General features: G+C 60.1%; 13 protein-coding genes. 8 read left to right on the top strand and 5 right to left on the bottom strand.

Annotation, left to right across the window (positions count from 1 at the left end; all coding sequences use genetic code 11):
* Positions 1 to 4: 4 nt before the first annotated feature.
* From ROSERS_RS13700 to ROSERS_RS13685, 4 genes are all read right to left on the bottom strand, one after another.
* Positions 5 to 2,065: a glycosyltransferase family 39 protein gene (locus ROSERS_RS13700; protein WP_011957376.1), complete on the bottom strand. Its 2,061-nt coding sequence runs from the start codon at positions 2,063 to 2,065 to the stop codon at positions 5 to 7.
* Between the two features lie 2 nt (positions 2,066 to 2,067).
* Entirely contained in the window at positions 2,068 to 4,416 is a 2,349-nt protein-coding gene (locus tag ROSERS_RS13695) for a hypothetical protein (RefSeq protein ID WP_232282607.1), read from the bottom strand.
* Between the two features lie 49 nt (positions 4,417 to 4,465).
* Positions 4,466 to 6,745, bottom strand: coding sequence for a PAS domain-containing hybrid sensor histidine kinase/response regulator (locus tag ROSERS_RS13690; protein WP_011957374.1), 2,280 nt, complete (start codon positions 6,743 to 6,745; stop codon positions 4,466 to 4,468).
* 548 nt (positions 6,746 to 7,293) lie between these two features.
* Positions 7,294 to 7,962, bottom strand: a complete 669-nt coding sequence (locus ROSERS_RS13685; RefSeq protein ID WP_011957373.1) for a GNAT family N-acetyltransferase — start codon at positions 7,960 to 7,962, stop codon at positions 7,294 to 7,296.
* Positions 7,963 to 8,096: 134 nt separating this feature from the next.
* Between ROSERS_RS13685 and ROSERS_RS13680 the strand changes: the two genes are divergently transcribed.
* The 6 genes from ROSERS_RS13680 (at position 8,097) to ROSERS_RS13655 (ending at position 16,526) form a co-directional block, all read left to right on the top strand.
* Positions 8,097 to 9,749 carry a cellulase family glycosylhydrolase gene (locus ROSERS_RS13680; protein ID WP_011957372.1) on the top strand — a complete coding sequence of 551 codons (1,653 nt, stop codon included), beginning with the start codon at positions 8,097 to 8,099 and terminating at the stop codon, positions 9,747 to 9,749.
* A 17-nt stretch (positions 9,750 to 9,766) separates the two neighbouring features.
* Complete coding sequence (locus ROSERS_RS13675) at positions 9,767 to 11,266, top strand: O-antigen ligase family protein (protein WP_011957371.1); 1,500 nt, start codon at positions 9,767 to 9,769, stop codon at positions 11,264 to 11,266.
* 108 nt (positions 11,267 to 11,374) lie between these two features.
* Positions 11,375 to 12,784 carry a phosphomannomutase/phosphoglucomutase gene (locus ROSERS_RS13670; protein ID WP_011957370.1) on the top strand — a complete coding sequence of 470 codons (1,410 nt, stop codon included), beginning with the start codon at positions 11,375 to 11,377 and terminating at the stop codon, positions 12,782 to 12,784.
* A gap of 21 nt (positions 12,785 to 12,805) precedes the next feature.
* On the top strand, positions 12,806 to 13,915 hold the full coding sequence (locus ROSERS_RS13665; protein ID WP_011957369.1) for a phosphoglucomutase: 1,110 nt from the start codon (positions 12,806 to 12,808) through the stop codon (positions 13,913 to 13,915).
* A 26-nt stretch (positions 13,916 to 13,941) separates the two neighbouring features.
* Complete coding sequence (locus ROSERS_RS13660) at positions 13,942 to 15,129, top strand: gluconeogenesis factor YvcK family protein (RefSeq protein ID WP_011957368.1); 1,188 nt, start codon at positions 13,942 to 13,944, stop codon at positions 15,127 to 15,129.
* Between the two features lie 23 nt (positions 15,130 to 15,152).
* Positions 15,153 to 16,526 carry a GlmU family protein gene (locus tag ROSERS_RS13655; protein WP_011957367.1) on the top strand — a complete coding sequence of 458 codons (1,374 nt, stop codon included), beginning with the start codon at positions 15,153 to 15,155 and terminating at the stop codon, positions 16,524 to 16,526.
* Between the two features lie 119 nt (positions 16,527 to 16,645).
* On the opposite strand, the gene ROSERS_RS13650 is transcribed toward ROSERS_RS13655, so the two are convergent.
* Positions 16,646 to 17,617 carry a terpene synthase family protein gene (locus ROSERS_RS13650; RefSeq protein WP_011957366.1) on the bottom strand — a complete coding sequence of 324 codons (972 nt, stop codon included), beginning with the start codon at positions 17,615 to 17,617 and terminating at the stop codon, positions 16,646 to 16,648.
* Between the two features lie 195 nt (positions 17,618 to 17,812).
* Here ROSERS_RS13650 and ROSERS_RS13645 point away from each other — a divergent pair, with 195 nt between their 5' ends.
* Together ROSERS_RS13645 and ROSERS_RS24230 are read left to right on the top strand one after the other, a co-directional pair.
* Positions 17,813 to 18,034 carry a hypothetical protein gene (locus tag ROSERS_RS13645; RefSeq protein WP_041333694.1) on the top strand — a complete coding sequence of 74 codons (222 nt, stop codon included), beginning with the start codon at positions 17,813 to 17,815 and terminating at the stop codon, positions 18,032 to 18,034.
* 27 nt (positions 18,035 to 18,061) lie between these two features.
* Positions 18,062 to 18,847 carry an STAS domain-containing protein gene (locus ROSERS_RS24230; RefSeq protein ID WP_011957364.1) on the top strand — a complete coding sequence of 262 codons (786 nt, stop codon included), beginning with the start codon at positions 18,062 to 18,064 and terminating at the stop codon, positions 18,845 to 18,847.
* Positions 18,848 to 19,074 lie beyond the last annotated feature (227 nt).

Here is a 19,074-nt window from a genome sequence, read left to right as displayed (position 1 = left end):
ACTGTCAGGGCGCATACACGACCCTTGCTTCATCGATGGCGACTCCAAGCAGACGGTTGTCAGGACTCGCCCGGTCGATGCTTCGGGGGCGATAGGTGGTGCTCTGAATGCTGACCAGTATCTGTTCATCGTCGGTAACGCCGGGCGGTAGCGGTAATTGTACAGTGTGCCAGCCGCGTGGAACGGTCATGCGCATGGCGTCGATGCTATCGATTCGGATCGTGATCTCTGGCGATGGTGCGCCGGGCAATCGGTCGCCGCCGATGCGAAGTTCGAGAACGCCGCCGGGACGCGCTGCCAGCAGTATCTCAGCGCAGTCGGTCGTCCAGCGGAAGCCGTTTTCCGGCGGATGAAACCCGCGCACATACCCCAAGTCGAGGCTGCCGACATCCAGGTGTTCCTGTGGCGGTGCAATGGGGCGAAAAACGTTCCACGCCCAGCGTTGCAGATCCTCGAGCGATGCCGTCTCGTAGCGCAGGTCTCGCTGCGCGGCGCGCTGGTTGCCATTGAGACGATGGACGGCGCCACGCAAGAGATGGGCGTACGGATGATCAGGGATAGCAGTCAACGCTGCGTTCAGATGTTCGAGTGCGGCGTCGGCGTCGCCGTTCAGCAGAGCGACGCGCGCCAGGGCAACGCGCGCCAGAGCGGAGCGCGAATCGAGATGCAGCGCCGTTTCTGCGGCAATGCGCGCGGTGACAAGATTACTGTCTGTGAGCGCGCGTTCCGCCTGCCAGAGATGGGTATGCTTTTGCGCCAGCATGATCGCTTCTGCCGGGTACGAACGATGTGCGAGCATGAGGGCGATCAGACCTGCGCACGTGAGTGCGGCAGCGCTCAGCGCCGGTATCTGGCGCATCGTCGGCAGCCGCCACGCGCTCAGGCGAACGATCACCCAGGCAGCATAAGGGATGAGCGCAGGGTAGATGGGCAACCGGTAGCGCGGTTCGACGTGGAAGATCAGGGTGCTCAGCACGATATAGAGCATCCACGGCGCGGCGAGCATTGCCGTCCAGCGGCGCGCTGGCGCAAGCCAGAGACCGGCAGCGCCGCCGAGAAGGATCATAGTCCAGAGACCATCGCCGAGGAGCAGGCGCAACCACACCTGGAGCGGGGGAACCCAGATCGCCGGACGATTGCGCATATCGTCGAAAAACTGGAGCGCAGGAAAGAGCCGCGCCTCACGCCAGACTTTCGCCGCCATGTAATCGGGATGGGCAAGGATCGCCGCGATGCCACGTTCGGTTGCCAGGCGTTGACGCGCAGCCATATCGTCGCCAAGGGCGTACAACTGGCGCTTGACCGCTTCACGACCGGCAGGATCATTGTCGAGCCAGAGATTCTCCGCCCCGGTTGTGTCGATGATAATGAGCGCGTGATACGTCAGGTAGTTCCGTATCGTCCACGGTGCGATGACCAGGATGGCGGCGAGAACGAACATCGCTGCGGTGCGTTTGCCGGTGTTGAGCAGCAGCCAGAGCGTCCCCAGCGCCAGCAGCGGCAGAGCGACAGACCGGATCAGCGCCAGTGCGCCCAGGCAGACGCCAGCAAAGACCGGTTGCCATCGTGATCGGGACGTGATCCGCGACAGCAACCAGAAGATAATCGTTGCCACAAACAGAAAGAGGGTTTCGGTCAACAGTTCGGTAGCGGTGAACGCCAGCGTGTAGTTCAGCGCCATCAGCAAGCCGGCAACCAGCGCCACGCGGCGATTGCCAAACACCTGGAGAGTCAGAAGGTAGAGCGGGATCACCGTCAGCGCGCTGATGATCGCCTGCACCAGGCGCAGGTTCTGGATCAGCAGATCGAACGCAACGATGCACACTGCCAGAAAGATAGCATAGAGGGGCGGACGCATCAGGCGCAGTTCGACATACTGCCGTGTGCGCAGCAACGTCAGCGCCTGATTCAGATACTCCTGCTCATCGCCGCCCAATGGGTAGAGTTCATGCCAGCGCCACACCAGCAACCGCAACACCAGTGCCAGCCCGGTCAGCCCGATCAGCGCCAGGACGTGCGCCTGGTTCGAGGAGAATACTGTCGTGATGCGTCTGACATGCGCCATAATTATCGGTATGAACTGACCTCAACCCGATCAAGCCGCACCATCAACCGATGCACCTGCCCGACGGCTGCCTCGCCTTGCTGACTCAGGTAACGCGCTGCATCAGGAACAAACGTAGGACCACGCAGTTCGATGACAACATCAGCGCCTTCTGACATTGGCGGGAGCGTCACCTCGAATGTGCGCATCTCCCCGACATCCGGCGGGAACGCGCCAATCTCATTCCCGTCCAGCAGGACACGCACCGGCGGAACAGGACGCAGATCGGAGGGCCACCCGCGTCCATCGACCATAAACGTCAGACGCTGCGAATGCGCGCGCCCGGCGCCGGGGAAGCGCAACAGCGCGCCATTGGTGCACCAGCGATAGGTTCTCCGCTCGGCGACATCGCCCTCGCCGGGATAGCAACCGCGAATATACCCCAGATCGAGGTTGCCGCCCAGGTCGATGGTGTGGGTTGGCGTCGGTCGCAGCCAGTTCCATGCCCACTCAACGGGGTTGGCAGCATCGACGTAGCGCGGCGTAAAAGCAGCGCGTGCGCCAGACTCATCGCCGATGCTACGCAACAGATCGCCGCGCAGGACACTCCCCGGCACGTCGCCTGTGGCAGCAAGAACATCGGGTGGCGGGATCAATGCCAGCGCCTCGTGGTATCGCCCCTGATGGGCGGCGATCAGTGCAGCGCCCAACCGTGCGGTGTCACGTCCGGGTGTGCCGTTGTGCAGAATCATTTCGGCAGCGGCGACATCGCCGGTTTGCAGCGCCGCCAGGAAGCGCGCATCATCCAGGGCGCGCGGGCGTGCCTCAATTGCGATGCCGGTGATCGCCAGGCTCGACGGGTACGGTCCGAGATATGACGCCCACTGCGAGTCGCTGCCATGCGGTCGCGGTTCCAGATAGGCATACGGCGTGGCAACGACAAGCGTCAGTAATCCGGCAAGTGCACCGCAGGCGATGCCGTAGCGCGTGCGCAGCACATCGTACAGGCAGGCGCGGTTACGCAGCAGCGTCGTGATCGTCACCGCTGCCAGAATGAAGAGGAACGGCAGGAGCGGCATGCGGAAGCGGTTGATGGCGAACAGCAGCGGCGCAAGGGCGATATTGAAGATCAGCCACAAGCCGACCAGAGCGACCGCGCCAGGCGCAGGCGAGAAACGGCGCACCACTGCCCATCCGATAACGCCAGGCAGAAGAGCGAGCACATACAGCGTATCATCGAGCAGGAACAGCAGCGCCACGTACCAGACCGGCAATCGTCCGGTCGAGAATCCGTCAGTCAAACGCTCGGCGCCGGTGTAGTTGATGCGGAACAGATCGATGAACTCGACCAGCGACTTGTGGACAAACGCCAGCGGACGATCCAGGATCAGGCACAATCCCTCACGAACCATCGCTGCCTGTCGCGCCGCCTGGTCAGGTTGCACGCCGGGATGCGGCAGACAGGTATCGGCTGGCGCCGTCACGCGTCGGTTGGGAAACATTGCCAGCACAAAATCGCGCGTGGGAGCGTCTCGTCGTGTGCCATCATGCGCCGACCACGCCCCCAGGAGCAGGTTAAAGGCGCCGCTGGTATCGACCAGAATCAACCCGCCGTAGATCCGCGAGTTGTAGACCGTCCACGGCGCGATGACGAGTGCTGCAACGGACAAAAACAGGAGTGCCCGCAACAGCGCGTGGCGCAGAGCGTACCACCCTGTATATGCCAGCCACCCGGCGATTACCGGCAGAAACAGGAGCGTCTGGCTGCGCGTCAGCGTCGCAAGTCCGAAGAGCGCACCAGCAATGATCAATCCCCGGCGTGACGGCAGCGTTCGACCAGCCTGATTGGACGGCGTTGTTTCGGACAATGAACGGGTATTGCCCGGACGGACTGCGACCAGCGCCAGGATACCGCCGGATACCAGCGTCATATACAGTGTCTCGGAGAGGAACAGTTGCGGGTATACAGCGAACGGCATGGAGATGCCAGCCAGCGCAGCAGCCAGCGTCGGCGCCGCTTTCAGTTCAGGGGGTGCAAGTGTGCCGGCAAGCGCATAGATCAGAACGATGAGAACCAGACTCAGCGCGGTTTGGGTGACAATGATCGCTCTGAGGTCATCACCAAAAAAATGGAGATGCGTCGCCAGAAACAAGGGATAGAGCGGCGCTCGCGTCCACAGATATTCCTGATGCCAGTTGAAACCGCGCCCGTGCGCCAGCCACCAGGCGGCGGACAGATATTCACCCTCATCGGAAACAAGACCCTGGCGGGGCAGAGCATCCCATAATGCAACACGGAAAAGCGCAGACATCGCCAGAACAGTCAGGAGCGGCAGGTGCGCACCGGGGCGCCAGGTTGAACGATGTTGCAACGAACGGATCATAGATGTCGGGATTATACCCGACATGTGACTGCGTGTGTCAGGCGGGAAGGTGATCGGTCATTGCCAGCGCGGTGTCGATCACACTTCTCAATTCGTATGACGTGAAAGGTTTTTGCAGAAAACCGCTCAAACCGAGGTGAGCAAACCGTCGGCTTGCAATCTCTTCCGGGTAGCCGCTCATCAGGATGACTGGCATATCGGTGCAGACCTGTCGCAACTCTCCAACTGTTCGGTCGAGATTGTGATCGGACGGCAGATCGAGCAGCACACATGCGAGATGCTCACGGTGCTGTCGGGCGAGAATGACTGCTGTCTCGGCATCGCCGGTTGTGAGCGCCGGGTGACCCATCCATTCCAGCATACGCGCTGCAACGGCGCGCGTACTTTCTTCATCATCAACGACCAGAAAGATGCGCGAGCAATTGGTGCGCACGATCGACATCCGCGACGATGGCATGAACGTTTCGACCTGGGGAGATAGCGAGTGAACCTCCGGTAGAAAGATGGTGACTGTTGTCCCTTCGCCGGGTGTGCTGGTCACGCGGATTGCGCCACGATGCCCACGCACAATGCCAAGGGTAGCTGGCAGACCCAGTCCGCGTCCGATGAATTTTGTCGTGAAGAAGGGATCGAAGATCCGCTCAAGCGTTGCGGCGTCCATTCCGCAACCGTTATCACTCACCGTCAGCACAGCATATGCGCCCTCTTCCAGACCATCGCTACCAATCGCTGTCGCCAGGAGGGCGCGATCAACGGAACGAACGTCGGTAGAGATAACCACCTCGCCAGATCGATCACCGATCGCCTCGGCAGCATTGATCGTCAGGTTGAGGATCACCTGGCGCAATTGCGCTGCGTCGCCTTCCACCAGCGGATCGGCATCGCTCAGGCGATAGACCAGTGCAACGCTCCGGGTGACCGACGCCTGGAGCAGTTCCTTCATCTCTTCGATCAGATCATTAAGGCTGAGCAGAGTCGTCTGCAATAGGTTATGCCCGACATAGGTCTGCATCTGACGGGTGATGACGGCTGCCCGGCGTCCGGCGCTGACAATCGCTTCGACCGAGAGGCGTTCCGGTGCATGAGGATCAAGCGTTGCGAGGGTCAGTTCAGCATTGTTCAGGATAATGGCAAGCAGGTTGTTGAACTCGTGCGCGATGCCCTGCGCCATTACTCCCATGCTTTCGAGTTTCTGGCGATGCTGCATCGCCGCTTCGTGATGCCGGCGTTCGGTTATATCGCGCAAGATCGCAAGGAACGACTCGATATCACCGTTCGGACCGAATTCTGGCACAATGCGCGCCTCGTAAAAACGCAGCCCGAGGGGTGTCGGCGTGCTGAAAGCGATGGTCTGCACGGCGCCGGTCTTCAGCACGGCCTGCAAGCATGCATCCAGCCTGTGCGCAATATCTTCAGGCGCACCGATGTCACGGTACGTTTTTCCGATGACAGAATCGCCGGTCAGTCCGGTCGCCTGCTCGAATGCCGGATTGACATACAGATGGCGTTGCTGAAGATCATAGCGGATAATGAGGTCTGGCGCATTTTCGGCGATGGCTTTGAACTGTCGCTCACTGCGAAGCACATGCTCTTCTGCGCGCTTGCGCTCGGTCACGTCACGTCCAACCACCTGATACCCGATCAGGCGGCTGCCGTTGTAGAGGGCGCGGGTGGTCCACTGTTGCCAGCGGATTTCGCCGTCCGGCATCAGCGTGCGAAGTTCGCTCATGCGCACAGGCGCTTCCGGCGTGAGCGACGCCAGATGGCGATTGAACAGCGGAATATCGTCGGGATGGATGAACTGTCGCAGGTTGTTGCCGATGATCTCGTCGCGTTTCAGTCCCCAGGAGCGGCTGCCGGCGGGATTGATCAGAGTCACTGTACCATCGGGTTCGGCGCGGCAGATCAGTTCCGTATGATCTTCAACAATCGAGCGATAGCGCGCTTCACTTTCACGCAACGCGGCATTGACCGCTTCGAGACGCGCCAGCGTTGCGCGGAGGCGCGAGCCGTAATTCCAGAGCATTGCCGCCAGCAGCGAAACGGCGACGATCATCGCTGCCGCACGGATCGCCGGCGCAAGCGGGTCGGTCGAGACAAACCAGGGGTGCGCCGTTTCACCGATAACGGTCAGCGCAACCGAGACGAGGCTCACAATGGCAATCAGGGGTCCGATGTCCCAGGAGCGGAGGTGTTGCAGCGTCGTTATCAGAATGAGCGGTGGAACGAGCACCGCCACTGGGGTGCTTGCCGGTTCGATCCAGACGGTCACAACTGTGCCGAGTGCAAGCGTGGTTGCGAATGATGATTGCCGCATATCGACGCTCACGCAGCGCCAGGTGTCGCGCGAGCGCGAGGAACAATGCGGCGCATGCGGCAATCACTGCAATCGCGGCGCCTGTCAGATCGCTGCTCGCGAGGAAAAGCGTGATATTGACCAGCGCAAGGAGGAAAGCAAACACCAGCATGATCGTAATCAGCGATGCCAGGGAGGGAGTGTCGTGGGACAGGTCGTTCGACCGTTCGGGTTCACTCATGGTTCTCCCCTTTCCAGGGAGAGGCATCCCTTGTCGGTCCGCATCATTGCGGTGCAATGGTCTCCTGGTGTGCAGCATACGTCATTGGATGCTGGATACGTCCGGCAGCGCAAGAATCGCTGCCCTGATCAGGTGCATCGGGTCGAATGTCAGGGTGACTCAGCGGCTCGTTGCTGATACGTGCTCTCCAGCGAGGATGACAGCGGTCATGTCGGGCGATGGCGCATCGCCTTCAGGGAGTTATCTTTGATTATAGCACGTTTGCCCGGCGGCGCAATCGGGATCGCGACTCTGGATCGATCCAGAAAAGATGTGAGAGACAGGAACGTCATCCTGAGGAGGCAGGCATTGTCGAAACGTGCTCACCGCCCTGGCAATCTTCCAGCGCCTTTTCCATCACAACGCTGGGCCACGAAAGCAGGACGCGCCAGCCTGAAAGACGCCAGATAGTGGTGTAACCGAGACGTTCATAAAAACGCTGCGCCCCGGTATTCCACGCCAGCACCTGCAACCGCGCGCGGGTGTAGCCGAACTCGCGGATCGCACTTTCCAGGGCATGCATCAGGACTGCCCCGGCGCCATTGCTGCGCTCGCTCCTGGTCACCACAACCGTGTGGATCAGTGCGCTCTGCGGGTCGGTATGGCGGTAGACGCCGAACAGCGTGCGCGCGACGACGCCGAACAATCGCAGCGCCGGGAAAACGCCCAGTGTGCGAAACGCAGTCGCCACAGTACCATTGGGAGCGCGCTCGAAACGCCCATTGCCAGGAAATTCAATCATGCCCGTTCCGATGACCATGCCGCGTTCGTTGCACAGGACGTAGCGGTGATGGACTGCTTTGTCGCCGTTGGCTTCCAGGGTGAAGCGCAACAGTTCTATCTGTTTCTCGACAGGACCGGTCAGCACGCCTGGCATTTCCGCCTGATACAGTTCGACAATCAGACGGGCCAGATCGGGAATATCCGCTTGAGTTGCAGGACGAACGGTGAATGCCATTGTTTAAGCCTCCGTTACGGATCATCAGTTTCATGATGCCATACATGGCGCAGCGCGTCGAGAGGATTGCCGGTTGCCTTGACGCCATCTCCCGATACGGCTATACTCCCCGCCTGGTTGGACGAGGAGGAAGCATGATTCGCGTCCTGGTGCATATTTCGGTGATTGTCCTCCTGACGGGTGCGCTGGCGGTATATACCTGGTTTGACAACGAGGTCAATCGCGGGGTCACGTATGAGCCGCCTGCAACGCCGATCGCGTGGACGGATGTGCCGCAGATCGGCGTGAATGCGTTCAACCTCCAGTTTGAACCTGATGTGGCGGATGTCACCCGCACCCTCGAACTGGCGCGCGATATGGGTGCGCATTTTGTGCGTATCCAGATGCCATGGGACGATGTCGAAATCCACGGCAAGGGCGATTTTGTCGATCGCCGCACCCCCGAGCAGGTACGCAGTTCCTGGGAGAAGTACGATTTCATTGTGGCGGAAGCGCAGCGCCTGGGGCTGGAGTTGATTGTGCGCATCGACCGCGCGCCGCAGTGGGCGCGTCCCAGCGATCATGCCGATCCACGTTTCCAGGCAGGTCTGGCGGAATATGCCAGTTCGACCGGTCCGCCGGAGAACTATGCCGATTACGCCGATTTCGTCGCTGCGGTTGCAGCGCGGTACCGTGGACAGGTTCGGTTCATCCAGATCTGGAATGAGCCGAACCTGGCGTATGAGTGGAGCTGGCGGACGCCTGAGCCGGAGCGTTTCGTCGAACTGTTGCGTATGGCGGCTATTGCGGCGCGCACTGCCAATCCCGACGTGGTGATCCTGTTTCCCAGCCTCTCGCCGACCGACGGGAAGGAGCCACGCATTGCGCCGATGAGTGAACTGGAGTATCTCGACCGTGTATACCGCGCTGGCGGCGCGCCATACTTCGATATCATGTCGGCGCAGGCGTATGGTCTGGGTCAACCGCCTGACGAGAACCGCTATATCCGGTTGCGCTGGCGACCGGATGCGCCTTTTCGCGACCTTGACCGACCGATCGATTCGCGGATCGATGTTTCACGCATTGTGATGCTGCGGGAAGTGATGGAACGTCACGGTGACGGCGCAAAAGCGGTGTGGATCAGCGAATTCGGCTATAACAGCGCCCCAGACCACATCCCGGAACCGGCGCGCAGCACATGGGGTCCGCCCGTCTCCGAGGAAACAAAGGGCGCCTACCTGGTCGGACAACTGGAACGCGCCCGCCGCGAGTGGCCCTGGGTGGGGGTGATGAATATCTGGTTTTTGCGCTGGGGTGGCTACCGTGAACCAGACCCCGCCGACCCGACCCCCTACTTTGCGCTGGTTGATCGCGATTTCCGTCCACTGCCCGCTTATGATGCAGTGCGTGCTTACGCCAATAATAGCTCAATTGTGGGTGTTGGTGCGCATACCTGGGATCACCCGGCAGTCGAGTCCTCCGGCGAAGGGGAGTGGCGTCTGCGTTTTACCGGGCAATCGCTTGCCATTCGTTTCAATGCGCCCGCTGAGGTGACGCTCGATGGCGGGGCGGCGCTGCGCTTCGATCCGTCAGGTGATGGCAGTCTGGCGCAGGTTGCGTCGGGGTTAACCGACGGCGTGCATACGTGCACCATTCGGAGCGCCGCTGCGCCGGATTCCTTCGTTGTCGGTCGTGAGCGCCCGCTTCCGTGGGTGTGGACGCTGGTTCCTGCCTTGCTGACAGCAGCGCTGGCATGCGTCGGCGCGCTGATGATGCTGGACATCGGAAGGAGCGTTGCGCGGCGGTGAGGAACTGAGTCATCATCATGCCAGGTTTTCTGTTCGATCTCTATCAGCGCACCGCGCGCGCAACGTTTGTGCTGGCGTCCCTTTTCATGGCGCTATGTCTGGCTGTCTTCTCCACTGGCGGATTGCCGCTCGCGTTTCGCCTGACAGGTCTGCTCCTGTTCGTAGCGCTGGCGCTGGTGCACCCGGCAGGCGGTCTGGCATGCGTCATACTGACGGCGCCTCTCTACCTGATGCCTGCAACGGTCGATAGTCCGACGCGAACGCTGTTGCTTCCGCTGCATGAAGTCGCGCTGCTGATCACGACTGCTGCCGTATGCTGGCGCTGGATCGGCGGACACATTCGAGATCGCCGTATGCCCGATGCAGGCGCTGCCCTGCAACGTGTGCGCGCAATGAGCGTTTCCCACGCTCCGGAAGCGTTGCTGGCGCTGGCGGGGATCATCGGCGTGATGCTGGCAGTTCCGGAGGGTCGAGGCGCTGCGCTGCGCGAGTTTCGCTGGTTGATCGTTGAGCCGTTACTGTTCTATGGACTCGTGCGCACAATCAGAATGTCGCGCGAAACCCTGATCGGCGCCCTGGCGCTCAGTGGCGCATTCGTGGCAGTGATCGGCGCATTCCAGTTCGTCGGACTGGACCTGACGCCATTGATCGGCGAGAAACGCGCCTTCAGCGAAAACATTATTGTTGTGGATGGGGTGCGACGGGTAACGTCGGTCTATGGTCATCCCAACAATCTGGGTCTCTATCTGGAACGGGTCTGGCCCCTGGCGGCGGCGATGGCGGCGTGGATATGGCATGCGCGGCGTGGAGACGGGGCAGCCAGCGCTTCTCCTGCTGTGTCGGAAAGGCGATCAACCGGCGCTGCCTTCTTCTTTGCCGCCTGTGCGCTGCTGTCGCTGACGGGGGTTGTGGTTTCCTTTTCGCGCGGTGCGTGGCTGGCGAGCGTGATTGCGGCGGTTGTGTTGGGAGCAGGCTGGCTGCTGCACCGGTCACAGCATCGACAGGCGGTGCGCTGGTCGGCGCTGGCGTTCATCGGAGCGCTGATCGTGGGAATGACCGGACTGGCGCTGACGCTGCGCGGCGGTCCTGGCGGCGGAAGCGTCGATGCGCGTCTGCTTCTCTGGCGTGAGGCGCTGGTCTATCTCCGGCAGAATCCGCTCGGATTGGGGATCGACCAGTTTTACTATTACCACAATCCGGCATTCGGGCGGAGTGCAATCGATCCATCGCTGGTCGGCACGAGCGAGGAATTTGCTGCGCATCCTCACAATCTGCTGCTTGATGCTTGGGTGAATGTCGGACCTCTGGGGGTTCTGGCTTTTGGTCTGCTGCTGGTGCGCTTCTATCGCAACGCCCTCATCGCTGTGAGGAAACGGCGTGAGGTGGTGATTGCGGGGGCGCTGGCAGCGATGACTGCCGCACTCTTCCATGGTCTGGTCGATCGGTTCTATTTTGTGCCGGATCTGGCAATTGCATTTTGGGTGCTGATGACTGTTGGGGAGAGAAGTGAGAATTGAGGACCGACACCTGAGCCGGGTTGCTATGATTGTGTGTTGGTACTACAATACGTGCGCTGAATGTTGCACTGCGTGTGCAATCGCCGGTATCGCGCAAGGAGCGCTCCGATGATAACGGTGAACCCTGCCATCTTTCGCGCATACGACATCCGCGGCATTGTTGATCGCGATCTCTCGGAAGAGGTGTATCGGACGTTGGGGCGCGCCAGCGGTACATTTTTTCGGCAGCACGAACGCCGTCGGATCGTGGTGGCGCGCGACGCTCGCCTGACTTCGCCAGTGTATGCCGCTGCTTTGATCGAAGGTCTGCGCCAGAGCGGGTGTGATGTTGTCGATATTGGCATGGCGCCAACGCCACTCATGTATTTTGCAGTTTCCTTTCTGCGCGCCGATGGCGGCGCTGTGGTGACCGCCAGCCACAACCCGCCGCACTTCAACGGTCTGAAGTTGCGCCTCTCCGATCCGGTGTATGGCGGTACGCCGCTCAGCAGTGATCAGATCCAGGAAGTAGGACGGATTGCTGCCGGTGGTGCGTTCGCTTCCGGATCAGGCGGGTACGAACAATACGATGCAGTGGATGATTATGTGCGCGATGTCGTCCGTCATATCGCACTCAAACGCCGACCGAAGGTTGTGCTCGACGGCGGGAACGGTGTGGCGGGACCATTGGGCGTGCGCACCCTGGAAGCAATCGGCTGTGATGTGGTTCCGTTGTTCATCGAACCTGATGGAACCTTCCCCAACCACCATCCCGATCCGCTCAAGGAGGAGAATCTTCAAGACCTCATTCGTGCAGTGCGCGAAACCGGCGCCGATATGGGCATCGGGCTGGACGGCGACGGCGACCGGCTTGGTGTCGTCGATGGCAACGGCGAGATTGTTTTTGCCGACCGGTATCTGATCGTTCTGGCGAGACAGGCGCTGGCGCGGGGACCGGCGCCGATCGTGTTCGATGTGAAGTGCAGCGCAGTGCTGATCGACGCCATTCGCGCGTTTGGCGGGACGCCGGTGATGTGGCGGACTGGCTACTCAAACCTCTCGGCAAAGATGCGCGAAACCGGCGCTCCGCTGGCGGGCGAGTTGAGTGGTCACGTCTTCGGCGCCGTCGAACACCATTTTCACGATGACGGCATCTTTGCCGGATGTATGCTGCTCGATGCACTGGAAAAAAGCGGACAAACCCTTGCCGAAGCGCTGGCGCCGTTCCCGCCGCTGCCATCGCTGTCTGAAGGGCGTCTGCCCTTCGATGAAGACACGAAGTTCAAAGCGATAGAATTCGTGCGCGACTACTTCGCTGCGCGCTACCCGGTTATCGATGTCGATGGCGTGCGAGTCGATTTCGGCGATGGCTGGGGCATCCTGCGCGCATCCAACACCGAACCGGCAATTACCACCCGTTTCGAGGCGCGCACCATGGAGCGCGTGCACGAAATCCGCGATACGATGATCGGTAAACTGCGCGAGTTTGCGTCTGCAGATCATGGCACGAGCGCCGTCGGGCGCAATGAGCGCGGATGAAGCGGCGGTCGAGTCCCGACTATGCAAACCGTGCGATATACGTACTGTTGGGAAGGCGCAGTCGTTGCCGATTTCACACTTGACGCAGTCCGTCGCCGGTATGCGGCGCTGGCTGATCTGCTCAATGCGCGTGGATGGCGGTGTCTGGTCGCCTGCGATACGCGCTTTCTTTCTGCACAGATTGCTGCCGACTGCTACCGGGGACTGCGCGCATTGGGAGCGCAGGTATCGCTCAGTGCAACGCCATTGCCGCGTCCTGCGGTCGATGTCGCGCTCGACCAGCATGTTGCCGATTGCGCGCTGATCGTGTCTGCCGGTAATCGGGAGTACTGGCTCAATGGATTGGTCCTGATTGCACCCGCGCCAGGGTTGAATCCATTCATCGATGGGGCGCCGCCTTCCGAATGGTCGCCATTCCCTTCGGATACGCCGGACGCAAACCTCATCGATGCGCGCCGCGTCTATATCGATAGCCTGCGCGATGTGATCGATGTCGAACTGGTGCGTCAGACATCACTGACCATTTTTGTGGATGTAATGAACGGTACGACAGGCGGTGTCATTCCGGCGGTGATCGGTGACGACGCCCGCACCAAAACGATTGAGATCAACCGCGAACAGGACGCCTGGTTTGGTCGTCAGACGCCGCATCCGCACAGCGCCTCGCTTGTGCGTCTACGCAAACTGGTGCGCGAGAGCGACTCGCACCTTGGAGTTGCGATTTCGGCGGATGGTCGGGCGCTTGGGGTGGTCGATAACGAAGGCGAACTGGCGTCACCCCTCGAGATCGCACTGTTGCTGGCGCACTACCTCAATCGCCAGCATCGTCAGCGCGGGCTGGTTATTGTTCCTGCTTCCGCAGCAGCATCGGCGCCATGGGTGCGCGGATGGGAAACGCAAACCGGCTTGAATGTCGAGTTTGCCGAACAACCGGCGCTGCGCATTGCCGAAGCGCGCGCAGCGTATCAGTTGCTGATCGGTGTTACAGAGGATGGACAACTGACCTTTGGGCGTGCTGGCGGCATTGGCGATGCACCGCTGGCGGCGCTCATGCTCGTCGAACTGGTAGCGCGTCGTGGTGTGAAACTGTGTGTAATGCGTGAAAAGTTGCGTCAACCGCAGGGGGCGTGATACAGGAACAGGAGAACGCCATCACCATGCAACCTGTTGTGCAGCGTCTGAGTTCGTTGCGTCGATTGCTCCGTCCGCTGGCGTTGACATTTGTGGGCATTGTCCTGCTGTCACTCGGTGTGGCATATTTCTTCATCTTCATCTACCGCACGGCGACGTTGCCGCCGATGTTCTCGTTCATCACGCTGCAATTTCTGCCCTTATGGGCGCGCGGGCTGGTATTCGCGGCGTTGGGGCTGATCGTGCTCGCTGTCGGCATCTGGCAACTCAGCGGCGTCGCAGTTATCTCACTCGATGCCCGCGACACGAGCGGCGAAGTCGTGCTCGCCTATCAGCGCGATCAGATGCATCCGCGGATGACGGTCATTTCCGGCGGCGCAGGGTTGTTGATCACTGCCAGTCTCGGTCGAATGGCTCAGTTGTTGACCTGTATCACGCCGGTTCAGGATCCGGTCGAGTACTACTACCGCGCGTCCAGTCTGTTCAACTTCGAAAATGTGGTCTTTGTGGTGCCGACGCTTGAACCGCATGAGGTGTTCGTCGAGCTCGACGATGGTCAACGCTTCAATATCAAGCACAATATCGCCCACGATGAACGCCTGGCGCAGCGTCATGTCGTCAATATCTACATCGGCGACGAACACGGACCCGTCACCACGCCGTTGCAGGTCACCCAGGTTGCGCTTGATGCGATCGCCTCCGCCGATGTCATTGTGTTCGGTCCCGGCAGTCTGTATGAAAGCATCCTGCCCAACCTGCTCATTCCCGACCTGCGCGACGCCATCCGTCGCAGTAAGGCGTGCAAAATCTACATATGCAGTCTGATGACCGAACCTGGCATGACCACCGGCTACAGTGTTGGTGATCATGTGCGCCAGATCGTGCGCTTCGGCGGCTTCACTCCCGATTATGTCCTGGTCAATGCACCGCGTATCGATGCAGAAGTACGCCGGATTTACGCAGCCGCCGGGCAGATGCCGGTCTTTCTCACACCCGAGGAATACGAAGAAACCGCAGTCAGCACGACCGACCGGCTGACCACGCGGGATATTCTCATCGAGGGCGCAAAAGTTATCGAAGCCGATCTTGCGACTGCGGTGGTCCAGTTGACGGCGTCGCTCGATCATCCCGGCGAGGGGCGCACGGTACGCGTGTTGCGTCATGATCCTGAAAAACTGGCGACCGCGATTATGGAAGTGTGGAAGCGGCAGTAACCCCTATCTATGCCAGGTCTGCTATGACTGATGAACCGATTGTTTTCTTCGAAGACGAAGGATGCCGCACCTTTCTGCCATTGACGCATACACGACCTGTTTGCGATCTGCGCTGCGGCATCTTTACTCTGCGCGAGCGGGTGCGCACGCTGACGGGCATGACGCCAGCGGTCATCTGCCGTTCTCACCTGGCGCGGGCATATGGCGTCGGGCGCTGGCCCCTCACGCTGCTCAGTCGGAGTACACCGCTCACCTTTGTGAATGCGCGTGCGCTCGATGCGGGATGGATCTTCGATCTACTTGATGAACCGGTAGGAACGGTGTACCTGACCGACGCGGGACATGCTCTCCTCGGCGGACCGGTTCTGTTGGGTGCGCGTCTGACGCCGTGGATGGCAAGTGCAGTGCTCCCCTACCTTCTTGAGCAGCGCGGCGCGGCGGCGCTGGCGGAACTGCGTCGTATCGGGCGTCTCGTCGAGATCGAGACACGCCTGCTCACCTTCCCCTGGGACCTGATCGCGCTGAACGGCGAACAGATCGTGCGTGATGTGCCGCTCGTCGTCAGGCAGGACGGCTGGATCTGCGCGGCTGACCAACCGCCTGCCCATCCATCGATTGTCGTCAGCAACCCGGCGCACGTCTTCATCCACCGCGATGCGCGCCTGGAACCGCCGCTGGCGCTCGATGCGCGCGATGGTCCAATCGTGATCGATGCTGCACGGATTGAACCGTTTTCGTTCATCCAGGGACCGGCCTGGATCGGTCCTGGCTCCCTGATCGCCAGTGCGCGCATACGCGGCGAAACAAGCATCGGACCTGTCTGCCGTATCGGCGGCGAGGTTGAGGCGAGCATCGTTCAGGGGTACAGCAACAAGCACCACGACGGCTTTCTCGGGCATTCGTACCTTGGTGAGTGGGTCAACATCGGCGCCATGACCACCAACAGCGATCTGAAGAACACCTACGGCACAATTCGCATGGTGATCGAGGGGTTTGGTCAGATCGACAGCGGCATCCTGAAACTGGGGTGTTTCCTCGCCGATCACGTCAAACTGGGGATCGGGGTCCACCTGAACGGTGGCGCCGTCATCGGCACCGGTTCGAACATTTTTGGGGTTCACTTTGCGCCCAAGACCATTCCCCCCTTCACCTGGGGCGGTGAGGTGTTCCGCGAGTACCGCATCCAGTCGATGATCGACGTGGCGCGCAAAGTTATGGCGCGTCGCAAGGTAAGCATGAGCGCTGAGCAGGAAGAAGTGCTCCGCGCTGTGTTTGCCATGACGCGCGGCGACCGCGCCGGGTTGGACGACGGCGGCGGACGCGATGAAGCAGCGCTGCGGCGAGCGGAGGCGGAAGCGGTGCGCGCCTTCGACCTGGTCGAAGCGTCGGGGGGGTGAGAACCAAGAACCAGGAACCGGGAACCGGGAACTGAGAACCGAGAACCGGGCATCATGGCAACGCAGGTCGTGCGCCTGTCCGGTTTGCGGGCGTAAGAACGGTGAACCGGGAATCGATTTCAGGTATGGATTGCCCTGACCATCTGTGATCTATAACGGTTCGTGCGATGCGACCAGTCTTGCGTGGCGCGCAACCATGCTGCGACGTTTTCTAAAAAAATTGTTGTTTGAGCGTTTTCGCCACTAAAGCCCTGTATCCGTTGTTTGAGTTCCAGAAACCGTCGAAGCGACCAGTTGTGTTGAGTAATGACCCGATCCAGTGCTTCATAGAGAGAAAGGCGCTGCTCCTGGATGAGAATGTGGACAATATTATGAGCTAAGGCATTTGCGCTTTGCTCTTTCGGGTATGACCAGAGATCGTTGTACCACAGCACAGTTCGAGCAGCTGCATCTAACAATTCTCGCATCAGGGCATGCTCGAAAAGATAAGAAGGCAGAACAAAGTCCCGCGCCATATCTATCAGCGCAATCATTGGAAAAAACGCGCCAGACCAGAGGCGCATGTCGGCATATGTTGCACTATCCGGATAGACGCGATCAACTCGAGTGGATACCTCCCACAGATGCGCTTCCAGTGTTTGAACGAGCGCGCGTTGAAAACGAACCTGTGTGACGAGTCCTGCGTATCGCCTGAGTTCAGCCCAAAGATCCGCAACTGCAGAAATGAGCGGATGCACCTGTCCGTATGTGGTATCTTCAGCTGTCGCCGAAAGGATGCGCAGATGGAAATCCGCCAGTGCGTCAACCGAGGGAACTGTATCGGTCAGGTCATCCAGAAAGAAAAACCAGACAGTCCATAACCCGATCAGACGAAGCATGGGACGACTTAAGTCTGCATTTGCGCGTGAAACGAACTCTGCCAGGAGTGCGTCACGGATGTGTTTGATTTGCTCCTGACTCTGAATAAGACGGTGAGCACAGCACCACTCAATGATTTCTTGTTCTAACCAGTCAGCATCAGGATGTATCCGCTGCGGAAATGGGTAGTCTATCGACTCGACAGCCCGCCAGTACCACGACTCGATTGTCATATGGCGATGTTTCCTTTCACGGCGCTGTCGCGGGTGGTGTGACGTGCGCCTGCTGCGAGATGCTTCTACGACATCGATCAGGTAAGATTTCGATCATTGCAGAACTGCTACCGTTTCGAGACGATGTTGAACGGCAGAGCGCCGATCTCCTGCGATTATAGTATGCCTGGAGCATGTACAGAAAGGAAAATAAGGATGGAAACCGGTCTGGAGTTCGTTGCGAACGCACGACGACAACTGATCCGTCTCATCGCACTCACAATTGTGGCGAGTTCGTGCGCCGCTCTGCTGTTGATCGCCATCCTGATGATCATAACGGGAAATGTTGTCGGTCTTGCATCCTATGCTGGCGTGGTGGTATTAGGACTCGCCGGAAGTCTGGCCACGCTGGCCCTGCTGAAACGCCGGGTGCTGTAGCAGGCTATCATCCCGATCACTGTCGGGATGATGGTAGGACTTACTCTAAGCGTGTTTCTGATCCCGGAGCAGACATTTGTGGCGCTTCCGTTCCTCACCGTCCCGATTGTGTTGGTCACTCTTGGACGACATCGCCTCTCCATTCTATTGACGCTGGTCAGCGGCATTGTCGCTGGTGCAGGGCTTGCCTGGTTTGCGCCGTCGGTCGAGGTGGAGCAGGTTATCATCGGCGACGCGCTGCCGCTCGTCAGCGGCATTGGATTTGTCACCCTGCTGGTGATCATCTGGCTCCTGAGCGACCGGTTGCTCACCATCTCCGATGCAGCCGTAGCGCTCGCCGATAAACGCGCGGCGGAAGCCGAAGACGCGCGGCAACGCGCCGAGGAAGCACAATCCACTATTGCGCAACAGTATGCTGAACAGCAACGCCTGCTCGATCTGGTGAGCGTGCTTGAAACGCCGGTAATCGCCATCGCCGAGGGGGTGCTGCTGGCGCCGATCGTCGGTCACCTGGATAGTCGACGCGCCGGGCAGTTGACGCAGCGGCTCCTGGACGCCGTCTATGCGCAGCGTGCACGTGCAGTGATTATCGACATTGCCGGCGTGCCGCTGGTCGATACACAGGTGGCGCAGTTGCTGATCCGCACGGCGCAATCCATCCGTTTGCTCGGCAGCCGTGTCGCGCTGACAGGGATCTCTTCAGAAACGGCGATGACGTTGAGCAACCTGGGGATGCGCCTGGAAGAGATGCAGACCATGCGCAACCCGCAGGAAGCGATTCAGGTGATGACCATGCGTACTGTCAACCGTTAGCGTGTTTTTTGACTCGCCGCTGCCGATAGGCGATAGGCGATAGGCAATAGCCGATAGGCGAGAGCCGATAACCGATAGCCGATAGCCAATAGGGTCACTGTTGGAGTTCGCGTTCCGCGCAGGCGGGCTTTGCCCCACAGAGCCGATAGCCGATAACCGATAGCCAATGGTCGAGAGGGTCACCGTTGGAGTTCGCGTTCCGCGCAGGCGGGCTTTGCCCTGGATAG

This window comes from Roseiflexus sp. RS-1, from assembly GCF_000016665.1.
Taxonomy (GTDB): domain Bacteria; phylum Chloroflexota; class Chloroflexia; order Chloroflexales; family Roseiflexaceae; genus Roseiflexus.
This window is presented reverse-complemented; position numbering and strand designations above follow the sequence as displayed.

Bases quoted from the DNA above. Each gene is read 5' to 3' on its own strand.
- ROSERS_RS13665 (WP_011957369.1), top strand. From the start codon at position 12,806: ATGCAAACCGTGCGATATACGTACTGTTGGGAAGGCGCAGTCGTTGCC.
- ROSERS_RS13660 (WP_011957368.1), top strand. From the start codon at position 13,942: ATGCAACCTGTTGTGCAGCGTCTGAGTTCGTTGCGTCGATTGCTCCGT.
- ROSERS_RS13670 (WP_011957370.1), top strand. From the start codon at position 11,375: ATGATAACGGTGAACCCTGCCATCTTTCGCGCATACGACATCCGCGGC.
- ROSERS_RS13650 (WP_011957366.1), bottom strand. From the start codon at position 17,617: ATGACAATCGAGTCGTGGTACTGGCGGGCTGTCGAGTCGATAGACTAC.
- ROSERS_RS13655 (WP_011957367.1), top strand. From the start codon at position 15,153: ATGACTGATGAACCGATTGTTTTCTTCGAAGACGAAGGATGCCGCACC.
- ROSERS_RS13645 (WP_041333694.1), top strand. From the start codon at position 17,813: ATGGAAACCGGTCTGGAGTTCGTTGCGAACGCACGACGACAACTGATC.
- ROSERS_RS13685 (WP_011957373.1), bottom strand. From the start codon at position 7,962: ATGGCATTCACCGTTCGTCCTGCAACTCAAGCGGATATTCCCGATCTG.
- ROSERS_RS24230 (WP_011957364.1), top strand. From the start codon at position 18,062: ATGATGGTAGGACTTACTCTAAGCGTGTTTCTGATCCCGGAGCAGACA.
- ROSERS_RS13680 (WP_011957372.1), top strand. From the start codon at position 8,097: ATGATTCGCGTCCTGGTGCATATTTCGGTGATTGTCCTCCTGACGGGT.
- ROSERS_RS13690 (WP_011957374.1), bottom strand. From the start codon at position 6,745: ATGCGGCAATCATCATTCGCAACCACGCTTGCACTCGGCACAGTTGTG.
- ROSERS_RS13700 (WP_011957376.1), bottom strand. From the start codon at position 2,065: ATGGCGCATGTCAGACGCATCACGACAGTATTCTCCTCGAACCAGGCG.
- ROSERS_RS13675 (WP_011957371.1), top strand. From the start codon at position 9,767: ATGCCAGGTTTTCTGTTCGATCTCTATCAGCGCACCGCGCGCGCAACG.